The sequence below is a fragment of the Methanosarcina barkeri 3 genome (assembly GCF_000970305.1).
Lineage (GTDB): Archaea > Halobacteriota > Methanosarcinia > Methanosarcinales > Methanosarcinaceae > Methanosarcina > Methanosarcina barkeri_A.
Map to the genome: position 1 here is coordinate 2,579,742 of NZ_CP009517.1, position 20,402 is coordinate 2,600,143.

17 protein-coding genes and 1 tRNA gene are annotated in these 20,402 nt (G+C 39.7%); 12 read left to right on the forward strand and 6 right to left on the reverse strand.

The window, feature by feature from the left end; all coding sequences use genetic code 11:
* The first annotated feature begins 73 nt into the window (after positions 1-73).
* The 4 genes from cofD (at position 74) to dph2 (ending at position 4,577) form a co-directional block, all read left to right on the forward strand.
* Positions 74-1,003: a 2-phospho-L-lactate transferase gene (cofD, locus tag MSBR3_RS10350; protein WP_048107995.1), complete on the forward strand. Its 930-nt coding sequence runs from the start codon at positions 74-76 to the stop codon at positions 1,001-1,003.
* Positions 1,004-1,546: 543 nt separating this feature from the next.
* A complete protein-coding gene (locus MSBR3_RS10355) occupies positions 1,547-2,629 on the forward strand; it encodes an FmdE family protein (protein WP_230627391.1) in 1,083 nt (360 codons plus the stop codon).
* A 387-nt stretch (positions 2,630-3,016) separates the two neighbouring features.
* Complete coding sequence (hpt, locus tag MSBR3_RS10360; RefSeq protein WP_048107997.1) at positions 3,017-3,589, forward strand: hypoxanthine/guanine phosphoribosyltransferase; 573 nt, start codon at positions 3,017-3,019, stop codon at positions 3,587-3,589.
* Positions 3,570-4,577: a diphthamide biosynthesis enzyme Dph2 gene (gene dph2, locus MSBR3_RS10365; protein ID WP_048107998.1), complete on the forward strand. Its 1,008-nt coding sequence runs from the start codon at positions 3,570-3,572 to the stop codon at positions 4,575-4,577. Before hpt ends, dph2 begins: the two co-directional genes overlap by 20 nt.
* Here the strand turns inward: dph2 and MSBR3_RS20270 are convergent.
* Positions 4,569-4,820 carry a hypothetical protein gene (locus MSBR3_RS20270; protein ID WP_155396790.1) on the reverse strand — a complete coding sequence of 84 codons (252 nt, stop codon included), beginning with the start codon at positions 4,818-4,820 and terminating at the stop codon, positions 4,569-4,571. The two genes, dph2 and MSBR3_RS20270, sit on opposite strands and share 9 nt — an antisense overlap.
* A gap of 61 nt (positions 4,821-4,881) precedes the next feature.
* Here MSBR3_RS20270 and MSBR3_RS10375 point away from each other — a divergent pair, with 61 nt between their 5' ends.
* From MSBR3_RS10375 to pscS, 4 genes are all read left to right on the forward strand, one after another.
* Positions 4,882-5,475, forward strand: coding sequence for an METTL5 family protein (locus tag MSBR3_RS10375; protein ID WP_048108001.1), 594 nt, complete (start codon positions 4,882-4,884; stop codon positions 5,473-5,475).
* Between the two features lie 306 nt (positions 5,476-5,781).
* A complete protein-coding gene (locus MSBR3_RS10380; RefSeq protein ID WP_048108002.1) occupies positions 5,782-6,741 on the forward strand; it encodes an exosome complex RNA-binding protein Csl4 in 960 nt (319 codons plus the stop codon).
* Positions 6,742-6,834: 93 nt separating this feature from the next.
* Positions 6,835-7,113 carry a DNA-directed RNA polymerase subunit L gene (locus MSBR3_RS10385; protein WP_048108003.1) on the forward strand — a complete coding sequence of 93 codons (279 nt, stop codon included), beginning with the start codon at positions 6,835-6,837 and terminating at the stop codon, positions 7,111-7,113.
* 444 nt (positions 7,114-7,557) lie between these two features.
* Entirely contained in the window at positions 7,558-8,718 is a 1,161-nt protein-coding gene (gene pscS, locus MSBR3_RS10390; protein WP_048108004.1) for an O-phospho-L-seryl-tRNA:Cys-tRNA synthase, read from the forward strand.
* A gap of 609 nt (positions 8,719-9,327) precedes the next feature.
* Here the strand turns inward: pscS and MSBR3_RS10395 are convergent.
* Positions 9,328-9,666, reverse strand: coding sequence for a winged helix-turn-helix domain-containing protein (locus tag MSBR3_RS10395; protein ID WP_048108005.1), 339 nt, complete (start codon positions 9,664-9,666; stop codon positions 9,328-9,330).
* Between the two features lie 137 nt (positions 9,667-9,803).
* On the opposite strand from MSBR3_RS10395, the gene MSBR3_RS10400 reads away from it, so the two are divergent.
* Positions 9,804-10,169 (forward strand): hypothetical protein, encoded by a 366-nt coding sequence (locus tag MSBR3_RS10400; RefSeq protein WP_196296938.1) that lies wholly within the window; start codon positions 9,804-9,806, stop codon positions 10,167-10,169.
* A 205-nt stretch (positions 10,170-10,374) separates the two neighbouring features.
* On the opposite strand, the gene MSBR3_RS10405 is transcribed toward MSBR3_RS10400, so the two are convergent.
* The 3 genes from MSBR3_RS10405 to MSBR3_RS10415 all read right to left on the reverse strand — a co-directional run bounded on the left by MSBR3_RS10405 (position 10,375) and on the right by MSBR3_RS10415 (position 15,699).
* Positions 10,375-11,637: a diaminopimelate decarboxylase gene (locus tag MSBR3_RS10405; protein ID WP_048108006.1), complete on the reverse strand. Its 1,263-nt coding sequence runs from the start codon at positions 11,635-11,637 to the stop codon at positions 10,375-10,377.
* Positions 11,638-12,080: 443 nt separating this feature from the next.
* Positions 12,081-13,835, reverse strand: coding sequence for a DNA polymerase/3'-5' exonuclease PolX (polX, locus tag MSBR3_RS10410; RefSeq protein WP_048108008.1), 1,755 nt, complete (start codon positions 13,833-13,835; stop codon positions 12,081-12,083).
* Positions 13,836-14,049: 214 nt separating this feature from the next.
* Positions 14,050-15,699, reverse strand: coding sequence for an ATP-dependent DNA ligase (locus tag MSBR3_RS10415; protein WP_048108009.1), 1,650 nt, complete (start codon positions 15,697-15,699; stop codon positions 14,050-14,052).
* A 329-nt stretch (positions 15,700-16,028) separates the two neighbouring features.
* On the opposite strand from MSBR3_RS10415, the gene MSBR3_RS10420 reads away from it, so the two are divergent.
* The 3 genes from MSBR3_RS10420 (at position 16,029) to MSBR3_RS10430 (ending at position 19,335) form a co-directional block, all read left to right on the forward strand.
* Positions 16,029-16,100 (forward strand) — tRNA-Gly (locus MSBR3_RS10420).
* A gap of 831 nt (positions 16,101-16,931) precedes the next feature.
* The gene (locus MSBR3_RS10425; RefSeq protein WP_052723359.1) at positions 16,932-18,491 is read left to right on the forward strand and encodes a PKD domain-containing protein; all 1,560 of its coding nucleotides are present in this window, start codon (positions 16,932-16,934) and stop codon (positions 18,489-18,491) included.
* Positions 18,492-18,663: 172 nt separating this feature from the next.
* Positions 18,664-19,335: a pentapeptide repeat-containing protein gene (locus MSBR3_RS10430; protein ID WP_048108011.1), complete on the forward strand. Its 672-nt coding sequence runs from the start codon at positions 18,664-18,666 to the stop codon at positions 19,333-19,335.
* 299 nt (positions 19,336-19,634) lie between these two features.
* Here the strand turns inward: MSBR3_RS10430 and MSBR3_RS10435 are convergent, their stop codons facing one another.
* Positions 19,635-19,868 (reverse strand): hypothetical protein, encoded by a 234-nt coding sequence (locus MSBR3_RS10435; RefSeq protein WP_048108013.1) that lies wholly within the window; start codon positions 19,866-19,868, stop codon positions 19,635-19,637.
* Positions 19,869-20,402: the final 534 nt, after the last annotated feature.

Sequence of the window (20,402 nt, forward strand, 5' to 3'; positions counted from 1 at the left end):
ACTCTGATACTGTATATTTTGCAGAAACCCCTGCTACCCGAAAGTTTAAAAGAAAGCCGGATATGGTATTATCATGATTATATTTTCAGGCGGTACCGGAACTCCAAAGCTCCTTGACGGACTCAAGGAAATCCTCCCAGCAGAGGAAATGACTGTTGTTGTAAACACTGCCGAAGACCTATGGGTTTCGGGGAATCTGATTTGTCCTGACCTGGACACAGTAATCTACCTGTTCTCAGACCAGATCGACCGAAAAAGATGGTGGGGCATAAAAGACGACACTTTTCTGACTTATGAACGCATGCAGGAACTGGGCATCACCGAAAGCATGAAGCTTGGGGACTGTGACAGAGCAACCCATATAATTCGCTCGAACTTTATCCGGAATGGAATCTCTCTTACAGATGCGACCTTAGAGCTTGCGTCCATTTTCGGAATTGATGCAAAGATTTTACCTATGTCTGACGATCCAGTTTCCACTTATATAGAAACTCCTGAGACCATCCTTCATTTCCAGGATTTCTGGATAGAGAAACACGGAGAACCTGAGGTGCTGGGTGTTGACATAACTGGGGTTTCCGAAGCTTCAATCTCTCCAAAGGTGCTAGAAGCCCTTGAAAACGACGACAAGGTGCTTATAGGGCCAAGTAACCCGATTACGAGTATAGGACCTATCATTTCCCTACCGGGCATGAAAGGTTTGCTACAAAAGAAAAAGGTCGTTGCAGTCAGTCCGATAATTGGCAATGCTCCTGTAAGCGGTCCTGCCGGGAAACTCATGCAGGCCTGCGGGCTTGAAGTCTCTTCAATGGGAGTTGCGGAATATTATCAGGACTTCCTTGACGTTTTTGTCTTCGATGAGCGGGATCAAGCGGACGAATTCGCGTTTGAGAAGCTTGGATGTCATGCTTCCCGTGCTGACACCCTCATGACCTCAACTGAAAAAAGCAAGGAACTGGCAGAGTTAGTAGTAGGGCTATTTGATACTATTGTCTGTCCTTAATTTTTCTGTTTTAGCACATTTGCTAGTTTTTCATTATTTATTATTTTTACCAAAATATACTAATTTTTGATAATTGTGTCTATTACTTCGTCATTTTCTTTGAACTTATTTTCAATGTTGCACCCCTCTTGTTTACTTTATCTTGTTTACTTTATCTTGCTATTTTATCTTGCTATTTTATCTTGCTATTTTATCTTGCTATTTTATCTTGTTTATTTTATCTTGCTATTTTATCTTGCTTACTATTCATCTTGTTTATCTTACCTACTATCTATTTTGTTTACTATTTTATCGCTTACTATTATATCCTGTTTATTTCTCAAATAATATTCTATTTTATATATTTCCAGATTTATCTTCAGTGTTAACCAAATCCGAAAGTTTTATGTAACACTTTTCATGTCTTTTGTAATACTTAAAGTTACTATGAATAAGCTCAATCTTACTTATTAAAAAACATTTTCTGGTGAGTATTATTATTCTGGCCAGACTATGAGGCATGATTTAATTAATTATGGAAAAATCATGATAGGAGAAGGTGTAATGAATACAAAGATAATAAAAAATAAGTTCATTTATCTCATTTTCCTTACTGCCCTTATTTTTTCTCTTGGAGCTGTTCCAGGTATGGCAGCTGAAGGTTGCAACTCAAATTTGATGGCTCAGGTCTTTTCTGCAGCTGAAGCAGATCTTGGAGCTGTTGGGCCGCAAAACACACTTATTATTACGGATATAGGCTCTCCTGCAGAGTCCTACGTTTTCCTGGACGATTTCTACTCAGAGTTTTATAGCAGGGATCTTCTGTACACAAAAAATCTCCTCACGGTCCAGAACTCAAGGAACAATCCTCTATGGTTTGCATTCTTCAATAAATGCAGTGGGAAGTGCACTTATATCGAAGTCTCCTATGAAAACGAAAGTAAAATTAGCTACAAGATAACGGAAAACATAAATTTTGGCAAACTTTCGAAAACCAATGAATCGAGAGCTGCGTGGAATGAAAAGGTAAACAATTCGGTATTTAACGGACGCGAGTTTGCTATTCTTACCATTTCAAACGCCTGGGCTACCGGAAAGCTTGATTATGAACTAATGCAGTGCCTTGAAGTGCACAACCATTTCTGTCCCGGAGTTTCCAGCGGTTATGTGCTTGCAAACTGGATGGAAGAAAATTACCCGCTTAAGGAAGGTGTAAGTTACACGGTTTTCTCCTGCCCTAACTGGTGCAAAGACGATGTTTTCGTAAAGCGCTGGGACACAACCCCAGGCAAAGGAGGGATCTGGGTCTCTACGTTAACCGATAACGAAACCGAAGCTCTAGGAGGTTCTCCTGCAGGTATTTTCGTGGTCACGGACAAGAATGCCGGAACTATGAAAGCAGTAGTACTTGGGTTTGACTTTGATATTGTCAATGCGAACTCCGGTGTAAAAGCCGATGATCCTGGATGGGTCTCGAAATATCTAGCTGATCTCTGGCTTATGAATAAGAAAAATTGGGACACACAGGGACTTGTCTCTGTAATTTCAGTGAAGGATATTGATGCCGATACCCTGAACAAAATGAAACAAGCAGACAACAATCCTTATGTGATTCTCGGGCTGCTTAATTCGACAGAGAATAATTAATCCCTTGAAAAATTGAGCTAGCAGAACAGGCAATTAAACTAAATAATTTACACCTACACAAAAAGTTTAATCAGGTATGTTTGAGGATTCCAGTAATCCTCATATCTGCCTCTTTCTCTTCCTTTTTTATTTTTCTTTTCCGATACTTTCCTGAAATTCATCTACTCTTTTCCTGGCTGCTCGAATCTTAGGTTTTTTGACTATTAAGTGGATCTAGATTTAGGACAAGATTATAGAATTCTTTATTACCTAAGTACAATTCCTTATTAATAGCACAGGATTCTTTATTACTAGAGCAGGATTCCTTATTACCAGAGCAGGATTCCTTATTAATAACATGATTATTACTTAGAGAGATATCGCAACAGCCAAAAAAGAGTTAATACTATGCTTGAAAAACTGAAAACCTCACTCATTAATTCTCCTGTGATCAAGCGAGGAGAATATAATTACTTTATCCATCCGATTTCTGATGGTGTACCATCCATAGATCCTCATATGGTTGAAGAGATCGCTGAATATATTCTCCAGATTACCGACATCAAAAAAGTTGACACTATTCTTACAATAGAGGCCATGGGTATTCCTGTAGCAAATGCCCTTTCTCTCAAAACGGGAATTCCTTTGACAATTGTTCGAAAGCGTCCTTATTTCCTTGAAGGAGAAGTGGAACTGTCTCAGAGTACAGGGTATTCGAAAGGGGCTCTCTACATAAACGGGCTCAAGAAAGGGGACAGAGTAATTATTGTGGACGACGTGATCAGCACTGGCGGAACGTTGATAGCACTCGTAAAAGCCCTGAAAATTATGGGTGTGGAGATTCTGGACGTAATTTCCGTCATCGGTCGAGGGACTGGCTATTTGCAATTAAATGAGCTAGGGGTTGAGCCCAAAATCCTCGTTACAATTGACGTGAGTGAGAAAGGCGTGGAGATCAAGAATGTCTTTGGGAACGAGTGACGCTTTTGACTTAAGGCCTGACTATATTATCAGTGTGATAAATAAACTGGGCGCAAAAATCGTAGGTTTCCAGTTCCCTGAAGGGCTCAAAAGAAAAGGTCCCGAGCTTGCAAAAAAAGTTGAAGAAGCCACCGGAGTTAAGATTATCATCTCAGGAGACCCATGTTTTGGGGCATGCGACCTGGATAAAACTTTACTTGATCAGGTTGATATTCTTTTCCACTTCGGGCATGCTGAGCTTGAGGATACGAAATTTTCAGAAAAAGTCTATTTCATAGAAACGCGTTCCGCAGTTGACATCCGGCCGGTTGTTGAAAAGGTTGTCCCTGAACTTAAGGGGCAGGTTATAGGGCTGATTACTACTGTCCAGCATGTCCATAAACTTCCTGAAGCCTGTGCTGTCCTGGAGGCAAATGGAAAGACCTGTGTAATAGGGCATGGAGATTCCAGGCTTGCATATCCTGGCCAGGTGCTTGGCTGCAATTTTTCGACAGCAAGGAATGAGGTCTGTGATGAATATCTTTATATCGGAAGCGGAGACTTCCATCCTCTAGGTGTAGCTCTTTCCACAAAAAAACGAGTTCTTGCAGCCGATCCTTTTTCCGGGGAAGTTCGTGAAGTAGACCCTTCAAGAATCCTCCGCCAGCGAAGTGCGGTAATTGCAAAGTCTCTGGATGCGAAGGTTTTCGGGATAATCATCTCGAGCAAAAATGGACAGGAAAGAATGGAGCTAGCCTTCTCTTTAAAAGCGCTTGCGAAAAAGCACGGAAAAGAGGCACACCTTATCCTGATTGACCTTGTCACTCCGGATCAGCTTCTTCAATTCAAAGTAGATGCTTTCGTTAATACCGCCTGCCCAAGGCTCGCAATCGATGAGGTTGGCCGTTTTCCCTCTCCTATGCTTACACCCCAGGAATTTGAAATAGTACTTGGAGAACGGGAATGGGAAAGCCTTGTGCTCGATGAGATTACTGAGGAGTCAGTATAACTTTCTACTGTTGGTTATGTTCAGGGATATGTTAATTTCAGGGAATATGTTAATTTCAGGGAATATGTTAATTTCAGGGAATATGTTAATTTCAGGGAATATGTTAATTTCAGGGAATATGTTAATTTCAGGGAATATGTTAATTTCAGGGAATATGTTAATTTCAGGGAATATGTTAATTTCAGGGAATATGTTAATTTCAGGGAATAAGTTCAGGTTTAGATAAAGTAAAAGTCTAAACATTAAGTCAAAATATATAAATAAAAAATTAAAATTATATAAATAGAAAACTTCAGTCGATGAAATGAAACAGAGAAAACTTGAGATGCTCCTTGAAGAACTGGAAGACTTTTCCAGTCCTGAACTTGAGCTGGAGCAGTACCAGACACCTCCTCTTTTAGCTGCGGAAATTCTTCATTTTGCTTATATGCAGGGAGATCTTGATGACTCGGTGCAGGATCTGGGATGTGGTACCGGAATTCTTGCAATCGGGGCGAAGCTTCTGGGAGCCAGAAAGGTTGTGGGGTATGATACGGATTCAAAAGCACTTGATACCGCAAAAGAAAATGCCCGAAAACTTGGAGTAGAGGTCGAGTTCTTATTATCAGACATTAATGATATTAAAGAGCGCGTAAAAACCACGGTTATGAACCCTCCTTTCGGAGCAAGAGTGAAAGGTAGAGATAGGCCTTTCCTTTCGTCAGCATTAAGAACAAGTGAAGTAATATATTCAATTCACAACCGCGGAAGCCTTGCTTTTATCCAAAAGTTCATTAAGCCTGCAGTCATTACACATTCCTACGTTGCAAAATTCCCTATAAAACGAACCTTTGATTTCCATAAAAAAGAACGAGAGGTTATTGAGGTTGAGATCTATAGAATTAAGGTCTCCGGATAATTCAGGACGCAAATACCGTTTAAAGCATCAGATTTTATAGCATCAGTGCAGGACTTTATTTCAAAAGGCGAGCTATAACACTGCTTATAATAAGTATGCCTGTGTACTACCAAATTATACGATGCGTCAATAGGGCAAAAGTGGCAGATAATAGAAACAAGATAATCTATCTCCTCTATTGAGGCTGGTTATCTGCCAACTGAATGTGCCAGTATCTAATTGAATGGTTACCAGCATCTCATATTATTGATAGTTATTGTGATTACGATTTATATCGACTACTAACGATAGTCCAAATGAGGGATCATGATTAGAATTAGAAAAAGTAAAACTACGAGAAAAAAATTGACTGGCCCGAATGAAGGAAAGCCGGTTGCTGAAAATGTAACTCAAATTACTTCCGAAAGCAGGGATCAACTCAAAGGTCAGTCGAGAGATCAGTTTAAGACCCAACCCAGGGAACAGGTTAAAAATCAACCAAGGGAGCAGTCCAGAGATCAACATAAGATCCAACCAAGAGATCACTTCAGGGGACATCCCAGAGACCAGTTTAAAGGTCAGTCCAGGGATCAATCAAAGGACCAGTTCAGGGGAGACCAGGGCAAGAAGCGAAGGTTCCCGTACCAGAAAAAAGGTTCCAGGGAAAGACCGGATGCGTCTGAACCCAGAGCTCCCTACGAAGCTGAAACTCCGGAAGAAGAACTTGAAAAAGGAGGTTTTGTGCTTCCTGGAGAGCTTGTTGGAACTACTGAAGAGTTCAAATCCGGGGAAGGAACAACAGTGTCTGCCGGAGATATTTACTCTACAGCTACCGGAAACGTAATTATCGACAGGAAAGCAAGAGTAGTCTCAGTCAGGCCACGCACGCTCACTCCGAATATTCTTAAAGTAGGGGATATTATCTATGGAAAGATAACTGATGTGCGCGAATCGGGGGCAATGGTGGAAGTTGCAGGAATTGAAGGCAAAGAAGACAGGGAAATTGTCAATGTGCGTTCGGGAGACATCCACGTATCGAATGTGCGGGACTCTTACGTTAAGAGGCTTTCAGATGAGTTCAGACCTTCTGATATCATTCGGGCCAGAGTTCTCGACACTGAGAGAATGCGCCTGACAACAGCTGAAGATTCCCTTGGAGTTGTAAAAGCTTACTGTTCAAATTGCAAAGGAGAACTTGTGCTCGAAGGGAAAAAGCTTAAATGCCCAGTCTGCAATATGACCGAAACTCGCAAAATCTCAACCGAGTATGGGAAAGGGGTAAAGTAATTCTTTCTCCTGCAGGTATGGGTTTCTGCACAATAAATTATCAATAATAAATTATCAATAAGTTATATTACTCACAATTACAGGTGGTCACCAATGGAACTGAACATTCTCTCCAAAACAGACAATGAGCTTGAAGTTGAGCTCAAAGGCGAGACGCATACCCTTCTAAATATACTTAAGGATCTTCTTATTAAAGACCAGAGGGTTGAGATTGCCTATTATGATATGAAGTACGTAAGTATCAGTGACCCGATCCTTTATATCAAAACCGATGGTACAAACCCGATTGAGGTACTAAAGGATGCTGCTTCAAAAATCATTGCTCAGTGCGACGAATTTACTGATGTCTTTGGCAAGGCAGTAAACGCCTGAAATTTGAAAAACGGTTGTACAACGTCTTTTAAAGGCGTTTTGCTTTATTTTTCCGGTAAATCCGGAGTTTTTCAAGCAGGGAGCTCTTGATAATCATTGAGGAGCCTTTGCTACCTTCAAATTTTAGAGACCTTTGGAATACTTTTTTATGACTCGATGTGTATCCAGAATAAAAGAGATCTTAAACGCAAAGTAGGGTAAAAGCACTAAACAGGATTGAGTAGTTTCGATTCTTTTATTTCAAAGACTCTGTCCATATCACAGCTTAATAATCATAACTAACCTGTAGATAATATTGAAGTTAATCTGTAACTAATGTTGAAATTAAACTGTAGATAATATTGAGGTTAATCTAACTAATATTGAAATTAAACTGTAGATAATATTGAAGTTAATCTGTAATTAATATTGAAGTATGAAAAATAAATTGAGGTATGAAAGAAAATGAAACTTGACGATTCATCCCTTCAGAAGTTCGGTTTTATAAAAAGAGAGACTCTTGGCAGTATAAATATTGACCCTCTTCAGACAGGCGGGCGTTTGACCGAGGCTGCAAAACAGGCTCTTGTAGAGTGGGGAGACGGGTATTCGGTATGTGATTTCTGCGGAGGGGTTCTGGATCAGATAAAAAAACCTCCAATTTATGATTTCGTACATAAGGCCCTTCCCGAATTTCTTGGTTGTGATGAGGCAAGGGTCACAAATGGGGCACGGGAGTCCAAGTTTGCTGTCATGCATTCTATTGGAAAGCCGGGTGACTGGATTGTGCTTGATGGGCTCGCTCATTACTCTTCATATGTTGCAGCCGAAAGAGCAGGCCTGAATATCAAAGCCGTACCACATTCAGGCAGTCCCGATTATTACCTTGACCCTGAAGGGTATGCCACGGCAATCGAAGAGGTTACAAAAGAAAGTGGAAAACCACCTGCTCTTGCACTTGTAACTTATCCGGACGGAAGTTATGGAAACCTGGCAGATGCAGGAAAGATAGCCTCGATCTGCCATGAATACGATGTTCCTCTCCTTCTCAATGGTGCATATGCCGTAGGAAGAATGCCGGTATCTGCAAAAGACATCGGTGCCGACTTTATTGTAGGTAGCGGGCATAAGTCTATGGCAGCATCAGGTCCTGTCGGAGTTCTCGGGGTAAGTGAAGAGTACGCTCCTATCGTATTCAGGAAATCCAAACATAACAAGGTAAAAGAAGTTGAGCTTCTGGGATGCACGGCGAGAGGTGCTACGGTTATGACTCTTATTGCATCTTTCCCGGATGTGGTAAAGCGTGTGAGGAACTGGGACCAGGAGGTCGAAAATGCTCGCTGGTTTTCGGCAAGGCTTGAGGAAATGGGCTTTATCCAGCGCGGGCAAAAACCTCACTCTCATGACCTGATGTTCTTCGAAGCCCCTCGCTTCTATGAAATTTCCGAAAAAGTAAAGGACGGAAGATACTTCCTCTACAAGGAGCTCAAAGCACGCAATATTCACGGCATCAAGTCCGGGCTTACCAAATATTTCAAACTCAGTACTTTTGGGCTTGAAAGAGAAAAACTTGAAGCTGTCGCGGACTCTTTTGATGACATCCTGAAAAAACATGAGGATATTTAAGGCTGTTTAAGCCTGTTGATATTTTACTTTACGTCCTGGAGAACTTAACCAAGGGATTAATATCCTGGTTCTGATCTCCTTCTCGTTTCTCCTTCTCATTTCTCCCTCTCATTTTTCCTTCTCATTTTTCCTTCTCATTTCTCCTTATCATTTCTCCTTATCATTTCTCCTTATCATTTCTCCTTATCATTTCTCCTTATCATTTCTCCTTCTCATTTCTCCTTCTCATTTCTCCTTCTCATTTCTCCTTCTCATTTCTCCTTCTCATTTCTCCTTCTCATTTCTCCTTCTCATTTCTCCTTCTTCTCCTTCTCATTTCTCCTTCTTCTCCTTCTCATTTCTCCTTCTTCTCCTTCTCATTTCTTCTTCTCATTTCTCCTTCTCTTTTGAGTAAATGAGTTCAAGTATTCAAGATTCCGGAGAAAAGTACGAAAAAAGTATGCAAAAGTGTGTATTTTCGGAATCTCTGCCAAGTTTATTCGCTGAGTCCAGGTACTCTTTGACGAATCCTGGTGCCTAGTCCAGGTGCTTTTTAACGGTCCAAGTGGCCAAGTCCAGGCACTTTTTACCGAGTCCTGGTGAGTCCTGGTTTTACTGAGCTCAGCACCCTTACTTTTTCAGTTCCACATTTTCCATGTATCCTTCTCCTCTGGGAGTCAGGACATAATATATAGTTCCTTCACTTTCCTCTTTTTCAATACAGAGAGTACTTTCCAGCATATTCAGGTTATAACTTGCCTGAGAATCCGTGAGCTTGAGTTCGTCTTTAATTTCTTCCAGCGATTTTTTATGTTCTACCAGAACTTTGAGGATGTTTCTCCGTACAGGGTTTTGCAAGGCATTAAGGCAGGCCTTGTGGTCTTCTGTCATATCCTCTTTCATTTTGCCTTCGCTCTTCATTTTCGAAACCCATTCTTGTTTTCTTTTCGCAGCTTCCTCGGGAGTCATATTTGATCATTAATATATTGGCCGCCGTATCTAAATAATCTTGGGGAAGAGAAATTCGCAGTATAACACCTATGATGAGTTAAATAGCATGAGTTCTCTAGTTATTGTGAGAATTTGATCATCATGGAGGGGTATGTTTGGAAGATGATAGTGGAGATATGTTTAAGTATAAACTTGGTAAGTGGGTTCTGAGCATAGATGAATGTGCTTTTATGAATCTTATGGATATTGGAAGGAACAAATCCATACGTCAATATCTTATCGAGTCAATTGATAACTGGATAAACAAAGATGAACCACTTATAACAGACGAGTTTATCTCGGAAATGTGCGATTTTATTAAAAACGAAAATGAGGTACTTTACGACCGTTTAGTGAAGAAATGCGCTTTGAAAGGAATAAGTGTAGGTGAAGGCATATTTGAATCGCTGAGCCTTTTGAACTGTGGAATGATAAGTGCGCAGGAGTGCAGAGAGTATGAAGATGACTTCTCTAACATGTGATGTTTCTGTCTTATATTCTCACTCTCTTGAGTAAGCTTAATTTCATACTTCAAACGCATAAATCCTGAGTAAGTTTCGTGTAAAAGAAAGGTATTTAGGTGCAGCAGTAAGATTTCGCAATGAAACTTCTCTGCTATTCACCTGTCTTTGGTTTTTCAGTAAATTTTCTTTTGGGATATTTTTGCAATTTTGCTGAAGACTTCTTTCACTTGAAATCTTTCAGGGCTTCGAAATCCAGGGTTGCAAAATAATCCTCAATGGTCTCGGCTCTCCTTATCTGCACAACACTTCCGTCTTTTCTGAGAAGAAGTTCGGCAGAACGGAGTTTTCCATTGTAATTGAAGCCCATAGCATGTCCGTGAGCTCCTGTGTCATGGATTGCAAGGATGTCTCCGATTTCAATTTCTGGAAGCAGCCTATCAATTGCGAACTTGTCATTGTTTTCGCAGAGAGAGCCTGTTACGTCGTACTTATGGACAGGAGCCTCTTTTTCCTTTCCGAGCACGGTTATATGGTGATAGGCTCCGTAAATACCAGGTCGCATGAGATTGGCCATACAGGAGTCCATCCCTACATAGTCTTTATAGGTATATTTGAGATGCCGAACCTGAGTAATCAGGTAGCCATAGGGACCTGTAATTACACGGCCGCATTCCAGGAAGACTTTAAGCGGATGAAGTCCATTAGCTGTGATTGTGGCTTCGTAAGCTTCTTTGACACCTTTTGCCACAGCTTCGAAGGAAACAGGTTCTTCTTCAGGCCTGTATGGGATGCCTATGCCTCCACCGAGGTTCACAAATTCAAACTTTATATTGAGTTCCTTTGAGATTTCAACTATAAGTTCGAAAAGAATTTTTGCGGTTTCCACAAAGTAGTCAGCGTTTAATTCGTTAGAAGCAACCATCGTATGCATTCCGAACCGCTTTACTCCCCTGTCTCTGAGTATGCGGTAGCCTTCAAAAAGCTGGTCTCTCGTAAAACCGTATTTTGCTTCTTCAGGCTTTCCTATAATCGCATTTCCTTCTTTAAGAGGGCCAGGATTATACCTGAAACAGACAATATCAGGAAGCCCAACATACTTTTCAAGGTAGTCAATATGGCTTATGTCATCAAGGTTTATGTATGCTCCAAGCTCTTTTGCCTTCAGGAACTCTTCAGAAGGAGTATCGTTTGAGCTAAACATTATGTCTTCCCCAGTAATTCCCGCTTTTTCGGCAAGAATTAGCTCCGGTAAAGAACTGCAGTCCGCACCAAATCCTTCTTCTTTGAGAATCTTAAGAATAAAGGGATTTGGAAGGGCTTTTACCGCAAAAAACTCTTTAAAGCCCGGAACTTCCCTGAAGGCTGCTTTTATTCTCTGCGCATTTTCCAGAATAGCTTTCTCATCGTAAATATGAAATGGGGTGGGATGTTTTTTGATTATTTCCACAATTTTTTCTTTAGTGAAGGGAAGATCCTTTGAAACCATATTATTACCTTTTACTGATTTTTGTTTAATGGAGTTTTGTATCAATTTGAACTTTTACTCCTTTATTAGTCTTTCTGCCCCGAGTTCCGTCACCCGAGTTCCGTCACCCGAGTTCCGCCACCCGAGTTCCGTCTCGGGAGGACGGGGCCCTTTTCGCTCACTTCGTTCACTCAAGAGGGCTGAATTATGGGCAAGAAAAGCTATTTTCTTAACGCACTCAGGAGAGGTGATTTATTCAAATTTTGTTTTGGGCTATGCGATGGGAGTGGTTATAGTCTTTTTAATAAAAGGCTTGAGCAAAAACTCCAGTAATGTTTGGATTTGAAAACCTTATCCCCTGGCCCTATCGGCGTGATAAACCGGCGCAACGGTTTCGGGTCAACGGTTTCGGGTCAACGGTTTCGGGTCAACGGTTTCGGGTCAACGGTTGCGACACAATATGGTCATATATTCATTTTTTTGAAAACTTGTTTAAGCCTGGAGTATGGATAGGTGTTTACAACGTCTTCTTTTTCCAACCAGCCTCGACGCGCCTGTCCTAGGCCGTATCGCATGTAGGTTAGGTCGGAAACGGCATGGCTGTCTGTAGATATACAGAACTTCAGGCCAAAGGTCTTTGCACGCAGGATAAGCTCGTCATTAAGGTCAAGCCTTGAAGGCTGGCTGTTGATCTCCATTATTTTTCCATTTTCAGCGGCAACTTCAAAAACCTTTTCAAAATTAACGGCATAAGCCTCTCTTTTCCCAAGCAGTCTTCCTGAGGGATGTGCAAGGATATCGAGATATTCGTTTTCCAGAGCTGTGACAATCCTTTCGGTCATTCTCTTTTCAGGAAATGCAAAACCGGAATGCACAGCTCCTACCACAACATCAAGTTTTTTGAGAATTTCATCCGGATAATCAAGGCTTCCATCTTTCAGGATATCTACCTCAGATCCTTTGAGAATCTTTATCTTGAAATTTTTTGAGAGCTTATCAATTTCTTTCCATTGAACTTTCAATTCTTCAACTTCCATACCATTTGCAACTTTCTGAGAACGGGAGTGATCGGTTACTGCGATATACTCATAACCAAGAGCTTCTGCTTTTTCAATCATGGTTTTAAGGGTGTCTTTTCCTTCACTGTATTCCGTATGCATATGGAGATCTCCTCTGAGATCACCTGCTTCTACCAGTTTGGGCAGGGTATTTCTTGCAGCGGCTTTAATTTCTCCCCGGTTTTCTCGAAGTTCGGGTGGGATATAGGCAAGACCAAGTCTTTCATAAATCTCTTCTTCGCTGCTTCCTGCAATCTGTTTATCGGATCCTTTTAAGTACAGCCCGTATTCCGAAAGTTTGTAACCGTTTTTGATGGCAACATTTCTAAGTTCTATGTTGTGCTCCTTTGAACCTGTAAAGTACTGAAGAGCTGCTCCGTAACTTTCAGGTGGGACTACTCTCAGGTCAATAACTGTTCCTTCTCGCAGAATTACGCTGCTTTTTGTGCTGCCTTTTAAGATAACCTGTTCGACGTCCGGAAGGGAAACAAAACAATCCATTACCTTCAAAGCCTCTTCTTTTTCAGCTTCTGCCAGGATGTCTATGTCCCCAATTGTTTCCTTCAACCGTCGGAGTGAGCCTGTGTATATTATTTTCGAGAGGTCGACTTTAGAGGTTCTGCTTTCACACCGGGATTTTAACGCAGATATAATTTCATCTGCTAGTGGAAGTGCTTTTCCTAAAGCTATCCTGGCATGGCTTTTCTCATACTGCTCAATTGCCTTTGCAAGATTCTCTTCGCTTTTTTCTCCGAATCCTTCGAGCCTCCTGAGCCTGTGGGCACGAATAGCGTCTTTAAGATCTGAAAGCGTTTTTACATCAAGGGTATCGGAAAGCTTTTTTATTTTCTTTGACCCAAGTCCTCGAATTTCCATAAGTTCTGGAGTACCTGAAGGTGCTTTTTCTTTAAGCTTTTCAAATTTTTCCACCTTGCCTGTTTCCAGATACTCAGCAATATGGTCAGCAATTGACTCCCCAATGCCTGGGATTTCGGTCAGTCCGGCTTTTCCTTCTCTGGAATAGATTTTTTCGATGTCTTCACCATGGTTTTCTATCATTTGAGCAGCTTTACGATAAGCTCGTGGTTTCCACTCAACCTGCTGGTATTCCAGAATGTCAGCAGCCTCATAAAATAGCTCGGCAATCTCTCGATTTCTCAATTGTTACCCCTACCCCTTGTGTTTTCTTTTTCCAGTTTCTTTTTTTTATTTCCCTCTCTTCCCTTCCTTCAATCGTTTTCAATACCTTTCTTTTCTTCAATAAGCTTTTAAATACCTTTTTTCTTCAATAAATCTTCAAATATTTTTTTCTTCACTAAATCTTCAAACATTTTTTTCTTCAATAAATCTTTAAATATCTTCCTTTACTAAGTCTTCAAATGCCTTTGTCTTCCTTAAAATTCCAGACTTCTTTAACTGTGGTGATCTCATAAGGTCCTTTGTCGTATCTTATGCGTAAAAAACGAGGAAAACGAAGAGCAAGTCCGGTATCTCCTTCTCCCTGTCCGGCAGTATGGCCTATACTTTCCGTAATTTCCGAACCAAGAACTTCAATAACCAGAGCAGGCTCTACAAAAATATCAGGAAGCATTCTACTTTTTATGAATACATTTTTAGGGACTTCGGCAATAACATGCTCTGAAAGCAAGTTGTCTATTTCTTTTGCATCCGCTTCTGTGAAGCCTGTCCCTACTTTTGTAAAAGTTTCAAAACGGTGTCTCTTTTCATTTAGAACTGCACAGAGGAGGGCTCCAAATGAACCTTTTCTTTTTCCTCGTCCATAATATTTCCCTACAATCACAAGGTCAAAGGTTTCTCTCATCCCGCTGGCATACTCTTCTTTCCATTTAAGCCAGAGCCAGCTCCTTTTTCCGGCTTCGTAAATCGAATTTCCATCCATGGATTTAATTATAACTCCTTCAAGCCTTTTTTCCAGAGCCTTGTTGAAAAAGTCCTCGATTTCTTCAAGATTATTCGTAACAGTTCTTTTAGCCAGGCGAAGCGTTCTTGACTCCCTTAAATGTTCCTCAAGGAGAGTTCTTCTTTCCGGGTATGATTTATTCAGGAGTGAATTTCCTTCCAGATAGAGAATATCGAAAAAGAATACAGCAACAGGGTAGATTTCAGTGTATTTTTGGACCTCATACTTTCTGCGTCTCTTCATCAGTTTCTGAAATGAATAAAATTCTTCTGAAGAGTCATCTGCTTTCCTGTTTTCAACGTATGCGATAATTTCCCCATCAAGCACGATCTTCTCCGCAAGAATGCCTTTCCTGACCGCTTCCACAATATCGGGATATTGCGCAGTTATATCTTCAAGCCTCCGAGAAAAAGCTGTAATCTCTTTTCCGTTTTTATGAATCTGAACTCTTTCTCCATCGTATTTTTCTTCGGCTGCTTTTTTTCCGGGTATTCTTTCTTCAAGCTCTTCAAAAGTTTTCACACGCTGCGCAAGCATTGACCTGACAGGCCGTCCGAGTTTTATGGAGAAACGCCCAAGAGCTTTCGGACCATATTCCGCAAGGGATTCTGCAAGCTCTCCTATATCGGTACAGACGCTATAGCTTTCTTTGATCCTGGAAGCATATTTTTTATCCCCTGTAAAAGCAATAGAAAATGCTTCAAGCAAAAATTGGTCCCCAAACCCAAGCCTGAGTTTTCCCAGTACAATCCTGACTATGTATTTTCCTTCTTTGGGGCTAGCTCGCTGCAGGATACTGGAAAGCAGCTCGGTCTTTTCCTCCTGACTTCCTTTTCCTGTGGCTTTTTTTATCTCTTTTAGCCTTCCGAACACTTCATCAATTGCCAGTAACTTCCCTTCTCCCATGTTTAATTCAAACGCTACATCGCCAAGGTCTCCTATCCTTGAATATCTTCTTTTAACATCTTCTTCGGAAACTCCGTATGCCCAGGCAATAGCTTTTAAAGCGAGTTTATCCCCTATCCCCAGCGCTGTATTTTCAAAGGCAGGTCCTATACTCCCCAGAAAAAGGTATGCACTATCCTTTACTTCCTTTCCTTCCAATCCCTAAAAAAAATTAGCAATTTTCTGGATGATTTCCTTATGGGATGTTGTTTTTTCAAGTTCCTCAAAAAGCTCCGCAAGCTCCATGAATCGAGCCATTATCCTCTCCCCGAAAAAAACGCTTTGAAATTTTGAAATTTTTCTCTTTACTATAATTCAATTATTCAATTTGCAGGTCTTTATCGCTTTGCATCCTCAAATTTCAGAAATAGAGTTTTTCCTCTTTTTTCCATAAAACAACTATCTCTGCCGTTCCTTCTTCATTACCGAAACCTTTAATATCTAAAAGATGCATGAGAGGAATACACATCACTTCTGCACATCTTCATGCGACTGTGGTTTAGTGGCTATGACCTGAGCTTCCCAAGCTTAGAACCCGGGTTCGAATCCCGGCAGTCGCATTGAAAAATCATTGAGACTAAGTCGTTTTTAAATTAAGCTTTTTAAATTAAATTTTTTTAAATTAAATTTTTTTAAATTTAAAATTATTATTTTGGTAAATAATTATAGATATATCATTAGATCCTATATTTTTTTATGAACTGCCCAAAATGTAATAGTTCCACTCACAATTGGAGAAGTGATGATAGATCACTGGAGGGCATATGCAGAAAAGGTACGCAATTCACTATATGGTTTAACGATATCGGAATATAAAGCCACTAGTTGACTTAACAAAGACGGTTATTTGATAGCCAGCAGTCTTTGCTTGTAGGCATGAGTACTCTTATTGTCTATTCGACTAAGTTTTAGGTTTCTTCAACTCTCTCCAGCCATCTTTTCTTCTATATATGTAACATACAAAATCAATGAGATATGCAGTTAATTAGGAGCCATCGTAGAACAAAATTATTAACAGGTTTCTACTGGATGCTTTAATTTTCAAGATCATTATTACCAATTAAAAATTAACTTTATGAAAAGTTTGCCTAATCTATTCTGTGACAATTATTTAGTATAATATTCTGGGTTAACTATGATTCAGTACCCACATCTTGTTATATATCGTAGCTTTTTTTGAGTTTATTTGAGATCTTAGAAATTTTACCTCTGTATTCTTGCAGTAGAAACTCTTCAGTTTCCGAACTTTTCCGGTCGATAAAGCCAACTTTTCTCATAACTATAAATTAAATTTTATACATGTAAGAATTAAAAGGAAAGTCTTAACTATAATATATAATACTTGATAATTGAAGTTAAATTTATGATTTTAAAAAATTGAGATGGGAAATATGAATAGAAAAAAGACTATACTTAAGATAGGTTTAATTTCAATAGGTCTAATCTTGCTTTTAGTTTCATCGATAGCATTGGCAGCTATTGAGAGTGATACAGGAAACGCCATTATAAAAGACGATTATGCTTCATCTTCAGCGTTGGCAACTACTGAGGAAAGCGCTTCGTCCAAGGTCATTGAGACTAAAATAAGTAGTAGCGGATTAGCACACTCTCCTGACATCTATGGTAACAGAATAGTATGGACGGATTATCGCGGTGAAGAGTGCAACATTTACATGTACGATTTTTCTACTAAAAAAGAAAGTCAGATCTCCACCTCTGGAATGATACACGGCAGTCCTGCTATCTATGGTAACAAGATAGTATGGGGGGACTCAACCAACTATAGTAGTATTCACATATATGATATATCTACCCAGAAAGATACTGAGATTCCAGGAAATACTGAAAAACCTGCTATCTACGGTGATAAAGTAGTCTACGATGACTACTATAATATCTACATATACAATCTTTCTACTTCCCAGAAAACTCAGGTAACCCCCAGCGGACCAGTATACTATCCTGCTATTTATGGTAACATTATAGTATGGCAAGGCGATAGCGGTGCAGGAAACTGGAATATCTACATGTATGATCTATCTACTAAAAAGGAAACGCAGATAACCACCAGTGGATCAGCAGAGGGCTCTACTATCTATGGTAACAGGATAGTATACGCCGATACTCGGAATGGAAACACTGATATCTACATGTATAATGTCTCCACTAAAAAGGAAACTCAGATAACCAGCAGTCCAGACGTTCAGGCATTTCCTGCTATCTATGGTGACAGGATAGTGTGGGAGGATGATGGCGGGAAGGATGATGGTGGAACAAATCATGGTATCTACATGTATGATATTTCCACTAATCAGAAAATGAAAATCAGCGCCAAAGGATCAGCCTACTCTCCTGCTATCTACGGTAACAGCATAGTATGGCAATATAATAATGAGAAATGGAAATCTGACATTTACATGGCTACTGTTGGAGTACCACAACCAAAATCACCTGTTGCCGCATTCTCTGCGTCTCAAACTTCAGGATATGCTCCACTGAAAGTAAAATTTACTGACAAAAGTGCCAATAGTCCAACTTCATGGAAGTGGAGTTTTGGAGATGGAAAAACTTCAACAGTCAAGAGTCCTGCATATACCTACACTAAAGCCGGAAAATATACTGTCAGCTTAACAGTAAAGAATGTGGCTGGAACAAGTACGAAAACAGTAAAGAATTATATTGTCGTAAACACGTTGAAATCCCCAGTTGCTGCATTTTCAGCTTCTCCACGTTCAGGAAAAGCTCCACTTAAAGTTCAGTTTACTGACAAGAGCTCCAACAACCCCACTTCCTGGAAATGGAGCTTTGGAGACAAAACGTATTCAACAGCCAAAAACCCTGTACATACATATAGTAAAGCCGGAAAATATACTGTCAGTTTAACAGTAAAGAATGCAAAAGGAAGTAACACTAAAACAATATCTGGATATATTGTAATAGCCAAAAAATGAGCAGTCTAAATAAGGGACATTAAAAGAGGTCAAACTTAAAGAGGAGTGGGGACTAAATTAAAAGTACTACAGACTATATTCTGAGTAAAACACCACTAACCATATTTAGAGGAGTAAAAGATACTTTCCCGGAGCAGTAATGTTTATTTCAACGTAGAGCAGATTTACTTTTATGGGTATATCGGGGAAAACACACCTTAGGGGAGCCAATCTTATAGGAGCTGAACTTCAAGGAGCGGACTTTCAAGAGGCTGACCTTGTAAAAACTAACCTTGAAGGAGCTGACCTTCGAGGAGCTAACCTTAAAAAGGCTGATCTTCGAGGAGCCAACCTTTCAGATACTCATCTTCTTGAAGGTAAAGGAGCTAATCTTCAGGAAGCTAACCTCCAAGAAGCTAATCTACAGGGAGCTAGCCTTGTAAAAACTAATCTTGAACAGGCTAACCTTGAAAGAGCTAACTTTCAACTGGCTAACCTTCATCTGGCGAACCTTAAAGGAGCTAACCTTAAAAAGGCTAACTTTCAGGTGGCTAATCTTGAGGGAGCTAATCTGCAGGGAACTAATCTTGAGGAGGCTGACCTGTATGGAGCTGGCCTTCAAGAGGCAAACCTTCAAGAAGCTAACCTTAGAGGCGCTAACCTCTATGGAGCAGACCTTCACAAAGCCCATCTTCTGAAAACTGATCTTGAGGAAGCAAACCTTGAAAGAGCTAACCTTACAGGAGCTCGTGATTTATCTATTGAGCAAGCTTCTAAAGTGAAAACACTTTATAACGCAAAATTAGACGAGGAGATTCTGGTTCCATTAAAAGAGAAATATCCTTCCCTATTTGAAAAAACCTGATGATTGACCGAATATTACCAGAACTTCCATTATAAGTTTTTAGTATTACGGTTCCGAAGTTTTGCATAAAACTTGATTTTTTAATAGATCAGCAGATCACAGATATTTTCCAAGAAATAAGGAATTGATTTTGGAATCAAAGCACTAGTATTACGATCTTCCAATAGAGTTTATATATATCCAGCCTAAGAATAATACTTTTTGACGTTTCAATCCTTTACAGAATCTAAGTGAATTGTATTCAAATTGTTAGACAACTACAATATTTATAGTAAGATTATAAAAGAAAAGAATAAGTATCATAATGCAACCTCAAATGGATAAACCTCTTCCCATTTATCACCCATAATCGAACTAATGCTTCCTTCTTCTATTATCATCTGCATTGTATCTCCCTCTAATCTAATTGTTATGAGGTTTCCACTTTCATAATAATCACATTTAACTGGAGACGAATCTCCATAGTGTAAAATGGCAGTACCACAGTCATACAAAACAAGATAACTTTCTCCTGATTTGAATTTTCGTTTCACGCGGAGATCTCCCGATAATTTCTTCTGGAATACTTTATGAACTTTTTTACAATTTAATACATTAATTCTTTATTAATTTTTTGGTTTAGTTGCTTTTAGTCCCTCCTTATTCGGGTATGAATTTTCACTGACGATTGAGCTTAATCTGATTATAAGCAACAGATTTTAGCAGGAATAACCTTACAAGTACTCAAAATGAATACAATGGTAATACGATAGTAATACATGATAATACAATATAGTACAATGATATTATAATGATAATATAATATAGTACAATGATATTACGATGATAGTACAATGATAATATAATGGTAAATCTGTTTAAATCATCCTTGAAAAAGAGCTTAAATGTGGCTTTAAGTTGTACAATCAGAAGTAAAATCTGACCTTAAAGCAAGAATCGAAGTACTAAAAAAGGAAGTTTGTAAAGGCTCTAAATCCAAAAGTAGAGACAATAAAGTCAAAAAAGAAAATAGGCCCTTTAAGATTAAAACTCAGGTCCTCAACCGTGTAAAGGCTTGAGCATAAACA